The following is a 20,139-nucleotide window of genomic DNA, read 5'->3' as shown; positions in this document are numbered from 1 at the left end:
AAATAGTCACCACAATCAGCTTAAAATATCATCTCTTTCACGCAAAGACATTAATGACAGAATGCCATGAAACACGCGCCCTAAGTGCGTTAATATAGACCTCCTTTGAAAATTATTAGAAGAGGTCTGCGGTTATTTCGACCGCGGCATCAGTCATAAAAAAAATATTTCATCCCAGCACCATTGAGAATAAATCGATCTCAGGCGTGGAACAAATCGTCGTACGAATTTATTCAACGCTCGATCGCGAGTATAAATTAATATCCTCCGTCATCGACCCAGGACAAAGGCGCAATGAGGCTTCCCTCTGCACGATAAAAGACGCTTCCCGAGATAATGCAATAATAGACGCCGATGTTGGTCGACTTTTGATTAATCAACAATGCGACGATAAGCTGGTAAATACCCGCGCCGGTTTAAACAGGCCATTGCGGCAATGAGCCGGTCCAAGGCAATAGGCAGACCGTTTGCCGCACTACCATGAGTACACCACCGGAAGGCCGCTGGATGTTATAAAGGCGCGTTAACGACCGCCCCTGACCGTGTTAGCTGTGTAACAAAGCGGCGCGGGGATAAAACCCGTTAGCGCGGCAAAGGTAAAATTTCCAGTACCGTTTCCGCCGGCCGACAGAGCCGCGTACCGATGGGCGTCACCACTATCGGCCGATTCATCAGAATGGGCGCCTTAAGCATCGCCTCTATGAGATCCTCCTCGCTAAGCTGCGCGTCTTCCAACCCCCATTGCCGGTAAAGCGCTTCCTTGCTACGCAATAGATCGCGGGCGCGCAGTCCCAGAGCGTTGAGCATCTCTTTCAGCTGTGCCCGGGAGGGCGGCTGATCCAGATAGTGGATCACGCTCGGTTCAATGCCGCTGTCGCGGATCAAAGCCAGCGTTTTGCGCGAAGTGCCGCATGCGGGGTTATGGTAGATCGTAACTGAGGTCATAAGCTTCCTTGTTTGCCGTGCGCCGTCGTTGAGCCGGCACAGAGGAAAATTGCCGGCACAGCGCCGTGATCGGGCCGCGCACCGTTCATTCATCATGACGGGTAACCGTGCCGGCCCGCCTCTTACCGAAATGGCTTATAAAGGAGACATTATGACCGAAAACGCCCTGCCGGCATATCGTGAGTCGCTCATGCCGACCATTGTGCACCCGACAGGGGGGTCGCTCGCGCCTGCGTAGCCTGTCCCCTGCCGGTCATGCCAGCGGGGGCGGCGTTTATTTATTGCGCGATGCAGGTAAACTGGGGAGAAAAGGCGCTGCCGAAAAGGTAAGTGTTAGGCGCAAGCGGCGTCACCGACAACAAAAGCACATTTTTGTCGGCGGTATTCTCACTCCAAAATTCATCGAAGACCGCTTCCTGAGTTTGGTCTAGCGGCGATTTAACCACATTGTCGATTTGATAACGGTAGGTATCTTTCCCCACCCGCTGCGCATGGCTTAGATACACCGTGCGGGCGAAATAACTGTCACTACCGTTATGATTGGCATACCCTTCATAATACAAAGTGCCCTCCCCTTTACCGAATAACCGCGCCCGCACATTCAGGGAGAACCTAAACCGCTGGTTACCATCATCGAGGTTATTCACCGTGAACGCTTTACAATCAATCTGCCGCGATGGGTTAAAAAGGTCTTCGCCTGCGCTGAGAAAGTGCAACAGTGCGCCGGCGGCAACAACGACCGCCAATGCAATCACAATAACGCGTTTATACTTCATGACGTTTTCCGGTTGTAATAATAGAAATTCTCACAGCTGATATTTTCCTGCTTACCGCCGATATGGCATAGCGAGAGCAGCGTGCGGCCGAAACTGGCGGGGTCATTGTCCTTCTCACTGACGAAATAGACGCGCTTCTCCTTGTCACAAACCCTGTCATTTTCCTTAATAATGGCATTTATTTCTTGCAACCTGCGGGCGCGAGCCGCCTCAGGTAAATCCCGCATAAAGGTGATCTGGCATTTTCCCGAGGCGGGAAGCGTGATGGTATGGGCGGCCACTGCGCCCGAGGTCGACCAAAAGGAATAGCTCAGCACGCCAAGTATGATCATCAATGCCAGCCCGCCGAATAAGGCCAAATGGCGTTGATGATTGCGCTTCGCCCCGCGCTGATGACCGGCCGCGAGCGGCGGCGCAGGTTCGACGGGAGCAGGGAACCCGTCAATGTCGGTCGGCGGCGACTCCCCCTCCATCTCCGCCCCCGGCGGCAGGCTAATGGTGACCGCCGGATTCAATTTGAATCCCACCTTGGGCAGGGTATCAATAAAGTTATTGATGCCAAGCCCCGCCAGGGTGCGCCGCAGTACGCTGACATATTGATTCAGGTTATTGCCGGAGGCGGTGAGGCCGTATTTGCTCCACACATTTTCCAGTAGAGATTCGCGAGTAAGAATGATGCCGCCGGAATTGACGAAATACTCCAGCAAACGCGAGGCGGACAGCGTGAGCGGAATCGCATCGCCCGTGTTGATATAGACGAGGACACATTCATCTGCGTTAAATTCAATGATATCATTGATAATATACTTTTTAAGCACGATAAGTTGCACCTGTTTGACGCAAAGTCAGATTAGTAGTGGGTCCGAAGCCAGGCAGGTCGTCTCGACAGACATATTCATTAGCGATAATTAAGCATGACGGGATAATTCAGGACATAACGCCCACTGCGCTGAAAACCCCTCTTTCAGCACAATTAAATAACATTCTCCACAAGCCATTAAAATATGAAACCCTGACTTCACAATAAGTAGATTCAAATACTTATTAGTGATGTCAATCATTATACACAAAAAAATTATTTTGATATAAAAATACTAGAAATTCATTTAATTTCCATTTATTGATTAGTAGACTTACTATTAATCTCTTTATTACTTACTCATCGAAGCCGCTATTCCCTTGAGGTAAGACGGGCTGTCCCCGCCGCCGCGAGCATTAATCGGCGGGCGCCCCTTCCCTGTTTAACCGGCGCCTATCGGTAGCCCAGCGTTATCCCGATATCGGCGGCATAGACGCAGCGTTTCGTCAACCCATTGCGGCCCCAGGGAGCGTGCCTGCTCGGTCTCGGCATGGGAGCCTACCCACGCCAACAGTTGAATACGCCGCTGCATGAACAGCGCCGGCAGCACCGCCTTATCCTCCTCGCCAAGCGGGCAGTGGCGTTGATAGCCTTCTAACCAGCCCGCAACCCATTCCGGCGCGGCGGGGTGGTGTTCGACGAAGCTGACTGCCGCCGCCAGATCGTGTAAATACCAGCCGAAGCCACAGTCGTCGAAGTCAATCACCCGCGTTTCATCCCGGTACCGCATGACATTGGTCAGCCGTAAATCGGCGTGGATCAGCCCAAAACGCGCGGGAGATTGCCCGTAACGTCGCAGGGCGTCCGCCGTCCGGCTCATGCAGTGCTCAATGAGCGCGCAATCTTCCGGGCGCAGGCCGGGCACCGATCGCCAGTGTCCCCAGTGTCCTTTCGCCCCGACCATCGAAGCATGATCCCAGGTTAGGCGGCTAAATTCGGCCGGCAGCATCCATTGCCGGCTTTGCTGGTGCAAGCGGGCGGTAATTTCGCCCAGCACCACGAAATCGGTGTCGCGCACGCTGTCGACATCGCTTTGCAACACCGCGCCTTCAATCCAGTCAAATAAAACCGCATAGCGGGTCTGCCCGTTAGCGGCGCGCAGGGAGACCACGGGCAGGCCGTCCTGTTGCAGCCTGGCCTGTGGCACCGCAATGCCGGCGGCCTGTAGCGCTTGCAGCCAGCAGAGTTCACTGCGGATATCCGCTAATGAATGGTAATTCGGCCGATGGATGCGCAGCGCATAGCCTTGATTATGCTGATCAATGACGCGCAATGTGGCGTTTTCGGAGCGACAAAACAGACTCACGCGCCGTGGCGTCAGCCAAGGAAAGGCGGCGAGCGCTTGATGGGCAAGACGGACGATCGCGTCATCGTCCAGACTGTCGTACTGTTCGGCGGCCATGCTTAACTCCTTGAGAGACGTGAGGCAAATAAGCATGCAATTCCGGTGCCGATTCTCCCGACAGCGTTCAGTCCCCTAGCCCGACAACGGGCAACAGCCGTTGCTACCAAAGATTTTCCCGAAAGCGCTACGGTCGTTCGCCGCGAGAGGCATTATCGGTAGGCGCCCTCGCTGCGACAGCAATTATCGCTATTGTTGGCAATTAAGTATCGGTTACTCTGATGGGAGTGGGTGGCTGATACGCAGTCATCCTTACCGCGCCGCTTGCCGCAGGCGGCGTAACGGATGGCGGGCACAGCGGATCCCCTAGTTTAATAAAAGGCTGTCGTTACTATGTCAGAGTTTCCTTTACAGGCCGGACACCCGGCCTTGGCGCGCGAAGCGGTGCGCGATTTGCGCTTCTCCGCTATTCGCGACGTCGCCAACGCCGGCATCGGCCGCGACGATATTTTGCCGTTCTGGTTCGGCGAGCCGGATTTGCCGACGCCGGCATTTATTTGCGCGGCGGCGCAGGCGGCGTTGACCGCCGGCGACACCTTTTATACGCCGAACTTAGGCGAGCCGGCTTTGCGTGAGGCGCTGGCACACTCCCTTTCGCGGCTGCACCAGCCGGTCAGTGCAGAGCGGATCGTTGTGACCTCTTCCGGGGTATCCGCGCTGATGCTGACCGCCCAAGCGCTGTATAGCCCCGGGGATCGGGTGGTGGTGGTGACGCCGGTATGGCCAAACCTGGTGGAAATCCCGCGCATTCTCGGCGTGCAGGTGGAGGAGGTCGCGCTTGAGCTGCGGCCGGACGAGCAGGGCATCGCCCGTTGGCATCTCTCACTGGAAACGTTATTGCACGCCTTGACGCCCGATTGCCGGGCGCTGGTGATCAATTCCCCCAACAACCCCAGCGGCTGGGTGATGCCGGCGGCGCAACAGGCGCAGATATTGGCGCACTGTCGGCGGCACGGTATCTGGATCGTCTCCGATGAGGTCTATAGCCGCATTGTGTATGACGGCCCCCCCGATCGCTGCGCGCCGTCATTCCTTGATATTGCCGATCCTAACGACAGGCTGGTGGTCATCAATAGTTTCTCCAAAAGTTGGCTGATGACCGGCTGGCGGCTGGGTTGGGTGGTCGCGCCGCCGGCGCTGATGCATGAATTAGGCAAACTGATTGAATATAACAGCAGTTGCGCCCCCGGTTTCGTGCAAAAAGCCGGCCTGGTCGCGGTAAACCAGGGCGAGGCGTTGCGCCAGGAGACGGTGGCCCGCTTTCAGGCTTCCCGCGACTATCTCTATCAGCGGCTCGGCTCGCTGGCGGAAGTCGAAGTACCGCTGCCCCAGGGCGCCATGTACCTCTTTTTCCGCGTACACGGCCTAAACGACAGCTTAACATTTTGTAAAGCGCTGGTGGCCGAGGCCGGCGTCGGGCTGGCGCCAGGCAGCGCATTCGGTGAAGCGGGCGAAGGCTGCCTGCGCTGGTGTATTGCCAGCGCGAGCAAAAAGCTGGAACAGGGCGCCGATCGCTTTAGCCGGTTCCTGCGCCACTCGGCCTGGCGGAGCTGACCCTCTCCCCCTGCCGGGTGCCGGGACGCATGAGCAGTGGGTCGTCGCCAACGCCGAAACGCGACGGCCAGCGTCCAAGACGCGAAAACGGCGCCGTATACCGGCGCCGGTATACGGCCGCCAGAGCGTCTAACCCGTGCGGCGAATCGCGGTAGTCACAGCATTTCTTCCCCGCGGTGAGTTGGCGTGTAGCGAGATCATTCCGGCGTCATCGGCGGCACAAACGCCAGACAAATCGGAACGGCGCCGGCGCCGGGATGGGGCACAAACGCCATCTCCTCGCGATAACCGATGGATAGTGCCGGCCAGGGCGCCAGTATATCGCTGAAATCCGCTTCGCCGCAGTTCTGCCCGCGCGGCCCCAGCAGCAGTACGCCATCGTGCAACAACCTATCCTGACGCAACGAGCGGGTGTAGATATTCGGCCGCCGTTCCACGGACCAGGGGGTAATCACCGCCGGACGGTCGTCAATGTAGAACGTCAGCCACTGGGATAAATAATCGCCCCCGACAAAGCGCACCGGCTGGTGATAGTGCCGCTGCCAGCGTTCGTTTACCTGCTGGCTAAAGGGCTTGATGCCGGCTAATTTTTCGCCGGCACCGCGCAGGTTTAACAGCATCACCGCGCTGTAACCCGCCAGCACCACCGGCGCCCACAGCAACAGCTTTTTCAGCGTACCCGCCAGCGGCCGGTTAGGCGGTTGCGTCACGCAGGCCATCATCAGCGCCGTGGCGGGCATCATGTAAGGCTGTAGCCATTCGGTGATACGGCCGCCGTCGTGAAGGCTGAACCACACCAGGATAGGTCCCAGCGGGATCACCATCATTCCCAGGGCCGCCCGGCCCTGCGGGGTAGGTGGCCAGCCCAGACGGGCCCGCAGTACGATGAGCACGGCGGCGAGCACCGCCAACGGATAAAACACCGTCGCTGCCGAGCTTAGCCCGTGCAGCGTCACTCCGGGCGTGACCTGCGAATCCACCCATTTAACGGCGGCAAAGTCGTTTTGCCACAACCACCATCCGTTTGGCGCCACAATAATAAGCCATACCAGAACGGCCAAATAAAACGCCGGTTGGCGATAACTCCGACGGATGGCCGGCATTAGCAGCGTTAACATCCAGGCCGAGAACATGAACGAGAGGCTGGAATATTTCGCCATGCACGCCAGCCCCCCCGTCACGGCGAACGCCAGCCACCAACCGGGGCGATCGAAGGCGGCCCGTAGGAAAAACACCCACAGCCAAGGCCAGAGCATGACCAACAGATAATTATCGTTAAAGGAAATGATATCGAAATTGATGACGCCGCTGAGGTTGAGCGCCAGCAGCGCCAGCCAGGCCAGGCGTCTGTCGCCGCTTAGGCGCCAGGCAAGTTGCCAAACGCCAAACATGCCCAGCGCAACCGCCAGAAAATGCGTCGCATACCAGTAAAAGCTCAACCAGGGTGCCGACAGCCAGAGCGCCGGCCGCATGACCAGGCCCACCAGCCAGGGATTTTTGGGCGATCCCCATTCCGCATTCATCGCCCAATTCAGCGCCTCGATAGCATCATAAGGAACGGTGGGATCTAGCAGGAAGGTGACACCCGTCCATAGCATGGCATAGCCGACACACCAGCCAAGCAGAAGAATTTGATCTCTTTTCATGTACTTCGGTAAATTAATTTTTTCCTACCATAGTGCCGCAGCGATAAACGTTACTTAAACATCTATATCGCCGGCGGGGAAAATCCCGGCGGCGTCCCGTCGCCGCCAAGGGGTATAGCGATAGCGGCGGGATTTAAGCTACACTCTCAAGGGGTTTTCTACCGCGCGGAGAGCGTGTCATTTATGGCTTATATTCCAAAAAATTATGCCCGGCTGGAAAACGGCTATCGTGAAAAAGCGTTGAAGCTGTTTCCCTGGGTTTGTGGCCGTTGCAGCCGCGAGTTTACCTATTCCAACTTGCGCGAGCTGACGGTGCATCATATCGATCACGACCACGGCAACAATCCCGAGGACGGCAGCAATTGGGAGATGTTGTGCCTGTATTGCCACGACCATGAGCATGAGAAATACACTGAGGCAAGCCTGTACGGCTCGACGGTGGTCGCGGGCGAGGATGCGCAGCGGGACGTGGGGATGGCGACCCACAACCCCTTTGCCAATCTGAAGGCCATGATGAAGAAATAGCCGGGTGGGCGCCGATCAGCGGATGACCAGCACGTCGGTAGGGCAATGCATATAGCCCGCGATCGCGGCCTTCCACATCGCCTCATCGTCCATCGGCCGGGTAAGGGCGCCGGCGGCGGCGAACGATGACAGATAGTCAGGCAGATAGACCGGTTTACCGATCGCCTGAATGCGCTGGCAGATGGCCTGATGCCCCTGTTTATCCGCAAGGGTCGCTTTCGCCACCATCCAAAAGGCCTGCCGCCGGCGCTTATCGACGCTCTTCAGAGTTTCCGCCAGCAGCAGGCTATGCGCCTCCCGCGCTTCATCGCTATCCACCCGCAGCGCGTCATACCAGCTGTAGCTGCCCGCGAGAGCAAACAGCAGCACGCCGTCCTGATAATGCTGCGCGCGAATGCAGCTCGCCAGCGCGCGATAGAGCATCGGCGGCGTCTGCCGGTGGGTTACGGCGCCGCCAGCCGTGCAGCCAGGATCGGCCACGCTTGCCAGCCAGGCGCGCGCGGGGTTGTCGTCGGCGGGCCCCCAGGCACAGCCGCTTAACGCCAGCGCCGCCGCCAGCGCGATGGCGACGCCAAGGCGGCGATCCCCTCCGCGTTGAGGTTGAGATTCAGTCATCATTGCTCCCATTGTGCCTTCACTAATCACTGCCGCTCTGACGACAGACTGACGATGCGCGCTAAGGTTCACTTATCGGCAGAGCATGTTCGCCGGCGAAATGCCGCATCAGCCGTTCCGACAGCGCTTGCAGCCCTTGTTCACTGAGCCGGCGGACTTTGGTGCCATAGTCAGGGCAAGAGGCCATCTGCCGGGTTGCCGCGTCGATAAACGCCTCGGCATCAAATTCCGCGACCTGATCGCCATATTTCATGATAAAACTCCCGCCGTCGTGGGCGATAATGTCATATTTGCCGCGCCACAGCGCGCCTATCTGGCGCTTGAGCCGTAGCGCGGCGGCGCGGCGATCCGCTGGCACCCACAGCTCCAGCGGCGCCGGAATCGACGGCTCGGGCTGTTGCGCCAGCCACTCTTCCAGCAGCACCAGCAGCAAATCAGCATGGGACAATGCCGCCGTAAGCAGCGCGCGGGCGTGGTCCTCAACCTCGCGCTGCAGCGACAGATGCAGACCCTGCCGCTCGGCAAGATAGTCGGCCACCGCGTCCGCCGCGGCCAACACCCCCTGCTGGTATCCTTCGCTTATGGCCTGGCTTCGCAAGCGCTCCGCCTCTTCGGCGGCCTGTTTAAGGCATTTCACCGCCTCGCGGCGGGCCTGTTTGATTAAATCCATCGCGCAACGCTGGCGCTGGAGGTGTTCACGTTTGATCAATATACCGCCGTAAACCGGCGGCATCCGGCGTAGCGGGATGTCTCTTGGCATGTTGAAAGGCAAGTTTGAGTAATAGTCGACAGGGGGACGGTCGGGACAATCCATGTGAATCATCCCGGCCCTCCTCCGGCGGGAACAGCAGATCCAAGCGCTGGCGCAGGCCGCGGGGCAAACCGTCCGCAAACGCCAGCAATTCATATCGCCCCCACGCTAACAGCCGTGCCGGGCTGGGCAAGCTCTCCGTGGGCGATGATCGGGATGCCATCAGCGGTAGCGCGGCGAACTGTCGCAACCAATCGGGCAAACCGGCACCGCACCCGCCTATAGCGAGCGAGGCCCGATGACGCTGACAGGCCATCAGCAGCGCCGTTTGGGGCAGCAAATGCCACGCCTCGACGAACTGGCGCGGCAAAGAGTGCGCGGGCAGCGCCGGACGCTCAAGACTGAGCCCGTACAGGCTTATCAGCATACCGTTAAGTATCGAGCGCTGCGCGATGCCGTCCAGCCTGGCAGGCAGCGCAAAGCGGGCCGGATGGATCCACGTCAGGGGATCGTACATAATGCTATCAAGGGGCACGACACTCATCGCTCATCTCGCGCGCGGGCATGGCCGCGGCCCGCTTTTTTCGCCACCATAAACCGGCCGACAGCAGCAAGGCCAGACCGGCGCCAACGCCCCCCAGCCGCCAGCCGTTCAGCGATGCCGCCGCGGTGGGCGACTGACGCACCGGCGGTAGATGCTGCGGCACCGGCCGGCGGGAGAGGACGACTGAAATATGCTCGTAGGCCACCTCGGCGAAGCTGTTTTTCAAGAAACGTTTCACATCGCCTATCAAGAGCGAGGGGTCGCTTTCCGGCTCATAGCTCACAAGCGCGGAAAGGTGTACCGGTCGAGGCGTCCTGCCGTTCTCGCCGGCGTCGATATCGTAGCTGACGTGAACGCGCGCATTCACGACCCCCTCAAGCACCTGCAATGATTGCTCCAGACGCTGTTCGATAGCCGAATACAACCTTGCCTTTTCGGCGCGCGGCGAAGAAACCAGTGAGTCGCCGGGAAACATCCGCGCGATTTCCATGCGGGGCGGCGAAGGTAACTGGTAAGTTTTCAACAGATCCACGGCCGCCGGCAAATCCACTTTGCTAATGGTAATGCTGTAACCACTTTTGCCGTGGTCTCTCTTCTCAGCGGCGATATTGTTGCGTTGCAGTGTGGCAATGACCTCGTTAGCCTGCACCTGATCGAGGCTTTTAAGCAACGCTTCATCTTTACAGGCGCTCAGCATGGCGATCAACATGGCGCCGCAGGCCAGGCGGCTGGCGCTGCTCATGTGCCTAGCACGGTCTTTACCGCCAGGGTGGCTTTATTGACCAGTGCCGCTATCAGCGAGGTGCGCATGGTGTATTTCATGCCGTTGACTTGCTGCCGCACCATGTCCGTCAGCGCGTCATGCCGCTGAGTTAGCGGGGGCGGCGGCCGCAATAGCGCGAGCTTGTCGTGGTGGTTCTCGGCCACGCCGGCGGCAAGGGTGTGCAATAATTGCTCCTCCAGGCTGCGGATCCCCTCCCGCGCGACGGAAACGGTCGAAGTGTGCTGGAGAGGGTTGCCCCGCCGAACGGGGCTGATGCTTGCGTGCATAATCTCGTTTCCTTTGAGAGTGAGGCAAGTTTCCCGCCTTGCCGTTAGCGCGAGTTGCGAATGATTTCCGAGACGATATCGCTGAACATCTTTAATCGGGTCGTCAGGCTGAGAAAGCCGTTTTTAAGATTCGCGTCATTTTTCTGCGCCATGTATGCCGCCAGGGGATCAATATTATCCTGTTGATTTACCGCATTAGCAGCCCTATCGTATATCGACTCAATGTGATTTACGGCTTGGCTGGGATTGCCAGCGTACCTGCTCTGTTCACTCGGGCTTAGGCTACCGATACCGTTCACGTTTTATCTCCTTATCTGTTGGATGACGATGGGGTGAAATGCCAGTGGCCGGCGTTGGGTTTGACAAAATTCTGCTGGCCGTAGGAAAAAGATTTTCCCGCCAGCGGGTCGTCCTTAAGGTCGACGGCGAACTGCACATAGTTGCTGCTCCACCGCTGCTGGAAGGCCTCCACATAGCGGCGGATTCGCTGGCGCTCGCCGTCCTCCAGCGCACCGTTTATCACGAAGGTGACGCTGTTGGGATGATCGACGCGCTGATAGCCGATCGCCAGCTGTCTCAAGCCGTTTTCGGCGTCGCGCACCACAGCGTCGTCGTCCAACTGCCCGAACGAGATCTGCCGCGCATAAGGCAACATTTCCAATAGCGCCTCGCTCAATCGATCCTGCTCCGCCGGGGAGAGCACGGCACGCTGTCGGCTGAGAATCAGCTCCGGCGCGGACGGATCGTCGATGTGGATGCGATGAAAACCCAGCCAGGGATAGTACCGTTCCAGCCAGGCATGCACCCGCCTGCGCTCGTCGTTACAGCTCAGCACCTTCACCGCGGCGGCAGAGGTGTGGCGCACCAGCGACTGGCGGCCCCAGGCGGCATCACGCTCACTGTCGGCCAGCATATACAGGCTCCCGTCCTTGCCGGGCAAAAGATGGAACTTACCGTTGTCACCGGCAAGATGCCTGCCCAAGGTCGCGACATCCTCATGACCCGTAACGATGTCGTACCGCAGCAGATAACCCGCGCCAAGCAGGGCTATCAGCGACATCAGAGCCAGTACGCCCCTGCGGCGCCATCGCGCCGGCGCGACCGGCGTTGGCGTCTCGCAATAGTCCAGAATCGCCGCATCCCACGCCGCCGCCGCCGCTCTGACCGCCAGCGCCTGCGGGCCGGCGGTCAACACCCGATTGGCGACCAGGGGTGTTTCGCGGATACCGTCATCCTTTAAAACGCGCAGCACGCTTTTGTGCGGCGCGGCGGTAGCAATGACAATTTCAAAATTGACGCCGCCCTGATGACGCGGAATGAAAATGGTCTCCGGCGGCAGGGAAGGCGGTTCATGACGTGGGCCGGTCTGCCCCTCGCCACCGGCAACAAATAACGTTATGGGTGCGCTAAGGAAATATTCGCATCCTTTAAGCGAACCGTTCAGCAAGCGTAATACGAGACCGTCCCGGCACAGCAACCCAAGTTCGTTTTTTTTATTCATCATCCATAATATCTATCAATACCGTAACCTGCGAGGTAATTAATATAAGTATAACCCGTTCATTAGCGAAACTTCATGATGGAAATCTGATAAATTATTATTGCGCGCGAGGAATTATTGCCGCCTGGAGAAATAAATTCTTATCATCGCCGTCATAATACGCTTAAAGTGACCCGCTTTCACCGGGGCAATTTATTATTTCCCCTCAAGGCTCTTGCTATTGCCACAATGAAGCATCGCGGTGGTCGAGAGTCTTGCGCGCCAAGTTCCAATATCGGGTTTTGACCTGACAATAACATCGCGCTTTAGCGGACCTATTGTCACCCACCCGAGACATCGTCTATTCCCCGGCGCAACATCGTAAGTTATTGCCCAGACGAGGCACGCGCAAGATGCGCCCCGCGTTCTTCACGCGGGAGCGGCACAGGTCCCTCCATCAGGGACAGTCTTCCAGACCGGCATTATGCTGTTCCTGACCCGCGGATTGACTCAGTTCGTCGAGGCTCTGGCGCGCCCAGCGGGTCAACTCGTTTTGCTGGCAATGATCAATGACCAATTGAAAATAGCGCTTCGCTTTGGCTTTTTTATGCATCAGCGCCTGACACTGGCCGCTGTAAAAAACCGGTCGGTAATCCTGTTTCGCCATAGAAAACGCTACCGCATAAATATCTGCCGCCTTTTGATACTGCTTTTGTAACTGATAGACTGCCCCGAGGCCAATATAATAATCCGGGTTATGGCAGTCGTAAATGCACAGAAAGCGGAAAAAAACCGCGGCATTTTCCAGCTGCTGATGAAGATCGTCATTATCGTCACCGCCGGCAAGATCCGTCAGCCAACCTTCAGGTAGCTCGCGCATAGCCCTTTCTCCGGCGCCGCTGTTTACCACCTTCCATAATGTTTCAGCAATATTTTTTTTCTGAATATAATTATCAGCGGTCATGTTTATCTCCTGAAAATAGCCATATCAAATAAGATAAATTATCAGAGTAAAATAGGGGTTAAATGACACACTTAGTTATTATGCAAAAGAAAATCTATTCATCATTCTCTTTTGCATAATCATAATGCCCGGCATTTTCTACATCTTGTAACCAGCTTAATAACCTGAGCACCTCGTCAAGCTCGTTAATCTTGACAAAAGAATAGAGGTGATGGGTATGGTAAATCCGTCGGGCCAATTTCACATCTTCAATTACCGGCACGCCGACCTTTTTCGCATAGGCGCGCACGGCCAGCGCCCGTTGATTACGCGCCAGCACCGAGATAAACGGCACAGGGGTCAGTTCTGGATTATGATAAATGCCCACAGCGAGATGAGTGGGATTGGCAATAATCAATTGCGATCCTTTAATATCGGATTGGGTCTGTTCAGATAAGATCTCCATGTGGGCTTCGCGGCGGCGATGTTTTATCTCCGGGTCTCCTTCCTGCTCTTTCATCTCCCTCTTAATCTCCTGCTTATCCATTTTAAGATCGCGCAGGTGCAAAAAGTAGTCGGCAATAGCGTCAAGGATCATTACGCAGACGATACACAACAAGCAGGTAAGTACCAGCGACATAAGCAATTGTCGCCAGATGGTCACGATGTCCTGCGGATTGGCAAACAGCTGCGCAAAGAGTAATTGCCGCTGACTGCGCCAGACGATCACCAGCGCCATAGCGAATCCCCCCAGATAGAGCATCGCTTTTACGCCGTCTTTCGCGGTACGCAGGCTAAATATTTTCTTAATCCCGCGGGCGGGATTGAGGGCCTGGAAATTGAGCTTGAACGCCCGGGTCGCCAGCAGAAAGCCGGTTTGCAGCAGCAACGGCAGCGCCGACGCCGCAATCCCTATCGCTATGATCGGCAGCAGCAGCCGCAGGGCGAGAAGCACTAGCGCGTTGCGGTAGGCGCTCAGAGATAACGAAAAATTGCCGGCCACCAGTTGGCGATAAAAATCCATTAGGCTCTCCAGCGAGGTAAAGGAGGTTAGCCAAGCGACGCCGCAGAGCATCGTGCAGGCGATGATGGCATCGCGGGATTTAAACGTTTGCCCTTTTTTCGCGGCGTCGCGCAGGCGTTTAGGCGTCGGCTTTTCGGTTTTATTGCTCATTGCCCCTCTCCTTCGATGGGTCGTCGCTCAGCCAGGCTTCCAGCTGGGGAGGCGTCAGCCAATATTGACGAAACATGTCCGGCAGCAGCGGCGCGAAGTAAATCAAAATAATGAGGAAGGTCACGCCGCTCTTAAGCGTTAATGCGATGGCGAAGGCATTCATCTGCGGCGCAAAGCGGGAAAGCAGGCCCAGCAAAATCTCAATAAGCAACAGCGCCGCCAACACGGGGCTTGAAAGCACCAGGATACGCGTCGTCATCGTCTCTAGCAGAGTGGTCATTTTGCCAAGCGACGGCAGGCAGGGCTGTAGTGGATCGCACAGTTGATAACTGCCGACAAAGACCTCGAGCAGCAGCGTCAAACCGCCCCCCTGCAAAAACACCGCGGCAAAAAAGAGATTAAATAAATTGGCCAGTTCCGAAGTATCGACGCCGCTGATGGGATCATAGGCGCTGCTGAGCAAGGCGCCGCGCTGATAGTCAATCAGCGCCCCCAGACCATGCATAACCCAAAACGGCAGCGCCAATAATATTGCCAGCAGAAGGCCAATCGCCGCCTCGCGCAGCACGATTTCCAGCATGTGCGCGCGCTCAAGGGAGGCCATGGCGTCGAAAGAGTAAGGCCACAGGGCGGCGCCGACGAAAAAAATGACCGGCGTGCGGACGGTAATGCTAACAATGCTGCCGCTGAAAAACGGCAACAGGAAAAACATCGGCGTAATGCGTGCCGACACCACCGCCAGGGTAACGAGCCATTCATACAGGGAAGACCACAGAGGCGAGATCATCAGTCAGGCGCGGCTTAACGCCATCCTTATCACTTCATGGCCAAACTGCAACAGCGTTTCGCCATACCAGCCGGATAGCAAAAAAAGGCACAGGGTGACGCTCAACAGTTTGATGCCGAACGGCAGCGTTTGTTCTTGCAATTGCAACACGGTTTGGCACAGCCCCACCAGCAATCCCACAAGCGTTGCCACAATGATCGGCCCCGCCGCCATAATAAGCACCAGATACAGGGCTTTGTTACCGGCAAACAACAAATTATTCATCCCGGGCCTCCTGCCATATCCGCGCCGGCGCCCATATCGAGATATTGCAGCACCAGCCCCTGCGACAACAGCGTCCAGCCGTCAAGCACCACAAACAGCACCAGCTTTATCGGCACCGAGAGGGTAATCGGGCTCATCATCATCATACCAAGCGCCAGCAGTACGCTTGAGATAAGCAGGTCCACCACCACAAACGGCAAGTACAGATAAAAGCCGATTCGGAAGGAGTCCTTGATTTCACTCAGCGCATAAGCGGGCAATAGCGCCAGCATCGAGGGGTTATGGCCTGTCGCCTCGGCGTTGTGCGCGCCGCCGTGCGCCCGGTCAAAGAACGCCGTCAGATGCGGATCGGCGTATTTCTGTAGATAATGCCGGTACGACTCCATGCTGTTTTCCAAAAACTCCAGTACCGAGGCGGCGCTGCTCAGTGTTACCGGCTGCGCCTGGTAGGCATGGTAGGCATCGCCGGCGATAGGCCCCATAATAAACATCGCCAGCATCAGCGCGATGCCGTTCAGGGTGAGGTTGGAGGGGACCTGCTGCAAACCCAGCGCGTTGCGCACCATAACGAAGACGATGGAGAACTTGATATAACAAGTGCCGGAGGCGATGATAAAGGGCAACAGCGTCGCCAGCGCCAGGATCCCGATAAGGCTCATCTCGTTGGGCAGGCCGAAATTAGCGGTCATAGCGGTTATCCAGCGACAACTCCATTAACTCCACGCCCAGGCGACCTTCGAGCTGTACCAATTCGCCGAGCGCCAGCAGATGCCCATTGGCGCGTATCTCGATATGTTTTTCCCCCTCCGGATCCAGCTCCAGTACCTTTCCCTGACTAAACTGCTGTATTTCCCCCAACGACAGATAACGGCGCTGCAAAATAAATTCCAGCGTCAGCGGCAGATTGGCCAGCGGATCCTCCCCCTCATCGCTAAGCGGTGTTCGCCCCGCCGGGGCTGGCCCCTCGCCGCCGGCGTCGGAATGCGGGACGCCGGCGGCGCCAGAGTCGGCCGGCGTCTGCGATAGACCGGAAGAGGCCGCGGGATAACTGCCGCACTCCCGCGGGTGGCCAGCCGTTACGTTACGGGAGGCGCTGTGGGATTGACCGGCGGCGTGCGCATTACCGGGCTTCGCGGCAGCATCGGCCGCGGCGAAAGCTAAATCGGGCGTTAGAGAAACATGGCCGGGGGCCAGCGTGCCTTCATCGTTATCATTGGCCTTCATGCTGATCTTTCCTTCCTGTTGTAAATAAAAACCGATCGGACGCCCTTGGCATTTCACTTGGCGAGTCAGCCGCGAGATAAGCAGGACATCGCCGGACGCCAGTTGGCCGCGCATCGCCGCCGGAAGAAGACTGCTGCCAATCACCCATTCCACTACCAGGGGAACGCCGGAAAGACAGGGCAAACCGGCGGCGTGGATAGGGGGCAGCGGCGCGTTGAATTGCGTCAGCCAAACCGGGCACTCCTGCGCGGGCAGATACAGACAGGGGCCGGCGCCGGTGCGATAGTGCATCAGCGGGCCGATCTCCAGAGCCTGGCCTGACAATACCGCCGGCGCGAAAGACAAAGGCTGCGGCATGGCCTCTATCAACGCCTGGATTTGGCGATCGCTGATGGCCTCGCGCGCCAGCGCCGCCAGTTGCGGACTGTGCCAGGCCAGCCACTGACGCGGATCGATCATTCCCCGCCAGCGATCGTCGCCGATGGACAGATAGACACCCTCTGGAGGAGAGCGCAAACGGGCGGGCATGCCCTGGGCGTTCCATGCCGCCTGCAGCCGCCGCCAGCGGACGTCGGCGGGCGTCAGCCTGCGTAACCGAAATGCCTTCACGTCGGCGCCTCCGGCAGGCCCGGCGCCGACGCCGACGCCGCTGGCGGGACATTCATCAGGCGAACGCCCACAGGCGCGCCCGGAAGATGCGCCGCCAGGCGATCCCTTACCTGATGGCTGGACGGGATCAGCCGATATCCCCCCTCATCCATCGCCGCCAGGATCCGCACAAAATCCCCTTCATCGCCGCGGAACCGATAGATCCACTGCGCGGTCGCCGCCGTCATCTCCTGCGGCGCGGGGGACGGCAGCGGCTGCGGTTCCGGCTGGCGCGGCGCCCGCCGTTTCTGCCGGTAGCGGGCACCGGGTGCATCATGGCGCCCGGCGTAAGGATCCTGGCGCTCGGCCAGTGCTGTGGACATCAGCAGCGGATCGGCGGCGCGCTGCAGCGCCAGCCACTGGCTTTGCTCTATCTCTTTGATCAGCGCCGTATGAAGCGCTTCCGCCAACGCTCGCGGCTCCGGCGGCGCGATCGGTGCGCGCAACCTGCCCGCACCGGGCCCATGAAGCGCCGCGGCCCTGGCGCGCAGGGAAAATATCGCGGTCCGCGCCGCGCACCATGCACCGCCGTGCCGCCGCCCTTTGCCGGCGCCGAGCGGTGCCGCCCTGCGCCACTGCCCCTGCAACGAAGAGCATGATGAAGACGCCTGCTCCCCCCATGCTGATGCCCCCTCCTCCAGCGGGCGGTCTTCCGCGACGGCGACCTGCTGGCGCTCCCCGCCGCCGCACGATGAAGGCGCGGCGCGCCAGTCTGCATGCACATTCTCTGGCGATGAGGCGGAAACTCTCTCCGCCAGCGGCGTAATGGCCGGGGATGCCGCCGTGGCGGACGGCCAGTCCCTTATCCTTGCGAGCGGTTCCATGTCATCATCTCCTCTGTTTCTGTCTCCTGCCGGTACAATTGCATTAACCGATTGGCGTGCCGCTGCCGTTCGAGCCAGCCATCGTACTTTTCCCGCTTCCTCTGCCACGCGCGCCGTTGGCCAAGCACCTCACGCTGCTGCTTATCCAGCGCTAGCACCGCCTGTTCCATCTGCCGCTGCCGATCCGCCAGCCGCCGGCTTTCTTCGCGCAGGGCCATCAACCGCTGCTGATGCAACATCAATGCGCGGCGATCGACGACCCCCTGCGGCCGGACAAGCGCCGTTTGCCGCGCGACGGCCCACTGCTGCTCCCCCAGCGTTTTGAGCCGGGAGGTCAGCGTTTCCCGTTGCCGCGCCAGCGCCGCGAGCGTCGCCGTCAGCGTGCGGCAACGCAGCTCGCAGCGCGCGCTGAGTCGTTCGATATCACGTATCAAGGGCATGCATTAGCCTCAGCGTCTGGCCGACATCCTCCGCCCGATCGGCGTCTTGGCGAAGGAAGTCCCATAGCGCCTGTTTTTTAGCCTGCGCCCGGTCGTTTTCCGCGTTATCCCCAGGGCGATACTCCCCTAAATCGATCAAGGTCTGCATCTCCTCCAGCCGGGTCATCAGGCCACGAATGGCGCCGGCCAGCGACTGTTGCCGGGGTTCGGTCACCTGCCCCGCCACGCGGCTGGCGCTGCGCAGGATATCGATAGCCGGATAGTGATTCGCCGCCGCCAGTTTACGGCTGAGGTAAATATGGCCGTCGAGAATCGAGCGGATTTCGTCGGCGATGGGATCCGGCTCGTCATCGCCTTCCAACAGCACCGTGTAAAATGCCGTAATACTGCCGGTATGCGTATTCCCCGGCCGCTCCAGAAGACGCGGCAGCGCGTCAAACACCGAAGCGGGGTAGCCCCGTCTGGCCGGCGCTTCGCCCGCGGCCAGGGCCACATCCCGCAGCGCGCGGGCAAAGCGGGTCAAGGAATCCAGGAACAGCACCACCCGCTTGCCTTGATCGCGAAAGTATTCCGCCACCGTCGTCGCCACCAGCGCGGCATTGCATCGCTCCAGGGAGGCGTAATTGGAGGTGGCATACACCAGTACGCATTGATGTCGGCGGGGAGAAAGGCGTAATGCCTCGGCGAATTCGGTCACCTCGCGACCCCGCTCTCCCACCAGGCCGATAACGAACACCTCGGCGTCGGCGTGGGCAATCAGCTGATGCATTAGCAGGGTTTTGCCGCAGCCGGCGGAGGAAAAAATACCCACGCGTTGACCGATGCCGCAGGTCAACAGCCCATCAAGCGCGCGGATGCCGGTGATAAGGGGTTGCCGCACCCCCACGCGTTGACGATAGTCCGGCGCGGGCGCATCAATGGCGCGCAGTTCAACGGCGCCGGCCTGCGGCGGCGGCACCAGGCGCTCACTCAGCCGGCCCGAGGGCAGGATGATGGTGCCGAGCAGCGTGTCGCCTACCGCCACCCGCAGCGGGCCGCCGGTGGGATGGATCAGCATCTCCCGCGACAGGCCGTGGGCGGCGCCGATTAGGCTGAGCACCGTCCGCTCGCGGTGAAACCCCAGCACCTGCGCATGAGCGATCACTTCGCCCGAGCGCCAATGACGGCGGATCTCGCAAATCTCGCCTACCGCCACCTCCGGCAGCGCCGCCTCAATAATTGGCCCCGACAGACGCAGGGGAAGCGCCTGTCGTCGCAGCATTCTCAGCGGCCGCTCCATTTAGCGTAACGCCTTAGTGAAACGTTCCAAACGCTCGAAGAAGCCGCTTAATGCACTGGCGAAATTTTGTTTGTTCTCCAGACACCAAGGCAACAGCAGCGCCTTAAGCTCAAGATAGCTTTCATTTTCAGCCAGCGAAAAATGCCCCCCGCGAATATACTCCGCACCTTCAAGCAACTCTTTTAATAAGTTATACGAACATTGCTCAAGGATAGTGTCCTGATATTCCGCAATGCGCGACCACAGCCAGATATCGTCATCGCTGCTGCTGATATAAATACTTGGCATGTCATTAAAATCCAGCGCAATCGTGGAATGACTGTCGAAATTACCCAGTAAACTGGGATCGCAGCCGCTGTCCAGCAGCGCCTCGCGTACCAATGCCGCAATATCAACGTACATGTCGTAT

At 58.5% G+C, this 20,139-nt stretch carries 24 protein-coding genes; 2 read left to right on the top strand and 22 right to left on the bottom strand.

Going from position 1 to position 20,139, the window contains the following annotated elements; all coding sequences use genetic code 11:
- Positions 1 to 582 precede the first annotated feature (582 nt).
- From arsC to SANT_RS03080, 4 genes are all read right to left on the bottom strand, one after another.
- Positions 583 to 945, bottom strand: a complete 363-nt coding sequence (gene arsC / locus SANT_RS03095; protein WP_025420840.1) for an arsenate reductase (glutaredoxin) — start codon at positions 943 to 945, stop codon at positions 583 to 585.
- Between the two features lie 278 nt (positions 946 to 1,223).
- The gene (locus tag SANT_RS03090; protein ID WP_025420839.1) at positions 1,224 to 1,721 is read right to left on the bottom strand and encodes a FidL-like protein; all 498 of its coding nucleotides are present in this window, start codon (positions 1,719 to 1,721) and stop codon (positions 1,224 to 1,226) included.
- The gene (locus tag SANT_RS03085; protein WP_025420838.1) at positions 1,718 to 2,539 is read right to left on the bottom strand and encodes a winged helix-turn-helix domain-containing protein; all 822 of its coding nucleotides are present in this window, start codon (positions 2,537 to 2,539) and stop codon (positions 1,718 to 1,720) included. Before SANT_RS03085 ends, SANT_RS03090 begins: the two co-directional genes overlap by 4 nt.
- A gap of 423 nt (positions 2,540 to 2,962) precedes the next feature.
- Positions 2,963 to 3,982, bottom strand: coding sequence for a phosphotransferase enzyme family protein (locus tag SANT_RS03080; protein WP_025420837.1), 1,020 nt, complete (start codon positions 3,980 to 3,982; stop codon positions 2,963 to 2,965).
- A 333-nt stretch (positions 3,983 to 4,315) separates the two neighbouring features.
- Here SANT_RS03080 and SANT_RS03075 point away from each other — a divergent pair, with 333 nt between their 5' ends.
- Positions 4,316 to 5,536: a pyridoxal phosphate-dependent aminotransferase gene (locus SANT_RS03075; protein ID WP_025420836.1), complete on the top strand. Its 1,221-nt coding sequence runs from the start codon at positions 4,316 to 4,318 to the stop codon at positions 5,534 to 5,536.
- A gap of 197 nt (positions 5,537 to 5,733) precedes the next feature.
- Here the strand turns inward: SANT_RS03075 and SANT_RS03070 are convergent, their stop codons facing one another.
- Positions 5,734 to 7,182, bottom strand: a complete 1,449-nt coding sequence (locus tag SANT_RS03070; RefSeq protein WP_025420835.1) for a glycosyltransferase family 39 protein — start codon at positions 7,180 to 7,182, stop codon at positions 5,734 to 5,736.
- Positions 7,183 to 7,365: 183 nt separating this feature from the next.
- Between SANT_RS03070 and yajD the strand changes: the two genes are divergently transcribed.
- Positions 7,366 to 7,707, top strand: a complete 342-nt coding sequence (yajD, locus tag SANT_RS03065; protein ID WP_025420834.1) for an HNH nuclease YajD — start codon at positions 7,366 to 7,368, stop codon at positions 7,705 to 7,707.
- 15 nt (positions 7,708 to 7,722) lie between these two features.
- Here the strand turns inward: yajD and SANT_RS03060 are convergent, their stop codons facing one another.
- From SANT_RS03060 to spaK, 17 genes are all read right to left on the bottom strand, one after another.
- Positions 7,723 to 8,325, bottom strand: coding sequence for a hypothetical protein (locus tag SANT_RS03060; protein ID WP_025420833.1), 603 nt, complete (start codon positions 8,323 to 8,325; stop codon positions 7,723 to 7,725).
- 58 nt (positions 8,326 to 8,383) lie between these two features.
- Positions 8,384 to 9,031, bottom strand: coding sequence for a hypothetical protein (locus tag SANT_RS03055; RefSeq protein WP_148296229.1), 648 nt, complete (start codon positions 9,029 to 9,031; stop codon positions 8,384 to 8,386).
- The gene (locus tag SANT_RS03050; RefSeq protein WP_025420831.1) at positions 9,018 to 9,617 is read right to left on the bottom strand and encodes a type III secretion apparatus protein OrgA/MxiK; all 600 of its coding nucleotides are present in this window, start codon (positions 9,615 to 9,617) and stop codon (positions 9,018 to 9,020) included. The genes SANT_RS03055 and SANT_RS03050 overlap by 14 nt, the downstream gene beginning before the upstream one ends.
- Positions 9,598 to 10,359 (bottom strand): EscJ/YscJ/HrcJ family type III secretion inner membrane ring protein, encoded by a 762-nt coding sequence (locus SANT_RS03045; protein ID WP_025420830.1) that lies wholly within the window; start codon positions 10,357 to 10,359, stop codon positions 9,598 to 9,600. The genes SANT_RS03050 and SANT_RS03045 overlap by 20 nt, the downstream gene beginning before the upstream one ends.
- Positions 10,356 to 10,667, bottom strand: a complete 312-nt coding sequence (locus tag SANT_RS03040) for a hypothetical protein (RefSeq protein ID WP_025420829.1) — start codon at positions 10,665 to 10,667, stop codon at positions 10,356 to 10,358. Before SANT_RS03040 ends, SANT_RS03045 begins: the two co-directional genes overlap by 4 nt.
- Positions 10,668 to 10,711: 44 nt before the next feature.
- The gene (locus SANT_RS03035; protein WP_025420828.1) at positions 10,712 to 10,966 is read right to left on the bottom strand and encodes a hypothetical protein; all 255 of its coding nucleotides are present in this window, start codon (positions 10,964 to 10,966) and stop codon (positions 10,712 to 10,714) included.
- An 11-nt stretch (positions 10,967 to 10,977) separates the two neighbouring features.
- The gene (locus SANT_RS03030) at positions 10,978 to 12,171 is read right to left on the bottom strand and encodes a PrgH/EprH family type III secretion inner membrane ring protein (protein ID WP_025420827.1); all 1,194 of its coding nucleotides are present in this window, start codon (positions 12,169 to 12,171) and stop codon (positions 10,978 to 10,980) included.
- Positions 12,172 to 12,604: 433 nt separating this feature from the next.
- On the bottom strand, positions 12,605 to 13,111 hold the full coding sequence (locus SANT_RS03025) for a tetratricopeptide repeat protein (RefSeq protein ID WP_025420826.1): 507 nt from the start codon (positions 13,109 to 13,111) through the stop codon (positions 12,605 to 12,607).
- 94 nt (positions 13,112 to 13,205) lie between these two features.
- Positions 13,206 to 14,264 (bottom strand): EscU/YscU/HrcU family type III secretion system export apparatus switch protein, encoded by a 1,059-nt coding sequence (locus tag SANT_RS03020; RefSeq protein WP_025420825.1) that lies wholly within the window; start codon positions 14,262 to 14,264, stop codon positions 13,206 to 13,208.
- Complete coding sequence (gene sctT, locus SANT_RS03015; protein ID WP_025420824.1) at positions 14,254 to 15,051, bottom strand: type III secretion system export apparatus subunit SctT; 798 nt, start codon at positions 15,049 to 15,051, stop codon at positions 14,254 to 14,256. The genes SANT_RS03020 and sctT overlap by 11 nt, the downstream gene beginning before the upstream one ends.
- Before the next feature lie 3 nt (positions 15,052 to 15,054).
- Entirely contained in the window at positions 15,055 to 15,315 is a 261-nt protein-coding gene (locus SANT_RS03010; RefSeq protein WP_025420823.1) for an EscS/YscS/HrcS family type III secretion system export apparatus protein, read from the bottom strand.
- Positions 15,312 to 15,986: an EscR/YscR/HrcR family type III secretion system export apparatus protein gene (locus SANT_RS03005; protein WP_025420822.1), complete on the bottom strand. Its 675-nt coding sequence runs from the start codon at positions 15,984 to 15,986 to the stop codon at positions 15,312 to 15,314. Before SANT_RS03005 ends, SANT_RS03010 begins: the two co-directional genes overlap by 4 nt.
- Before the next feature lie 7 nt (positions 15,987 to 15,993).
- Positions 15,994 to 17,148 carry a FliM/FliN family flagellar motor switch protein gene (locus SANT_RS24580; protein WP_200867267.1) on the bottom strand — a complete coding sequence of 385 codons (1,155 nt, stop codon included), beginning with the start codon at positions 17,146 to 17,148 and terminating at the stop codon, positions 15,994 to 15,996.
- Positions 17,145 to 18,011 carry a hypothetical protein gene (locus tag SANT_RS02995; protein WP_025420820.1) on the bottom strand — a complete coding sequence of 289 codons (867 nt, stop codon included), beginning with the start codon at positions 18,009 to 18,011 and terminating at the stop codon, positions 17,145 to 17,147. The genes SANT_RS24580 and SANT_RS02995 overlap by 4 nt, the downstream gene beginning before the upstream one ends.
- Positions 17,990 to 18,451, bottom strand: a complete 462-nt coding sequence (locus SANT_RS02990) for a hypothetical protein (RefSeq protein ID WP_025420819.1) — start codon at positions 18,449 to 18,451, stop codon at positions 17,990 to 17,992. Before SANT_RS02990 ends, SANT_RS02995 begins: the two co-directional genes overlap by 22 nt.
- Positions 18,435 to 19,730, bottom strand: coding sequence for a type III secretion system ATPase SctN (gene sctN / locus SANT_RS02985; protein ID WP_025420818.1), 1,296 nt, complete (start codon positions 19,728 to 19,730; stop codon positions 18,435 to 18,437). Before sctN ends, SANT_RS02990 begins: the two co-directional genes overlap by 17 nt.
- Entirely contained in the window at positions 19,731 to 20,132 is a 402-nt protein-coding gene (gene spaK, locus SANT_RS02980; protein ID WP_025420817.1) for an SPI-1 type III secretion system chaperone SpaK, read from the bottom strand.
- Positions 20,133 to 20,139: the final 7 nt, after the last annotated feature.

The organism is Sodalis praecaptivus, from assembly GCF_000517425.1.
GTDB classification, from domain to species: domain Bacteria; phylum Pseudomonadota; class Gammaproteobacteria; order Enterobacterales; family Enterobacteriaceae; genus Sodalis_A; species Sodalis_A praecaptivus.
Note: the sequence above shows the minus strand (reverse complement) of the source record. Positions and strands in the feature narration are given on the sequence as shown.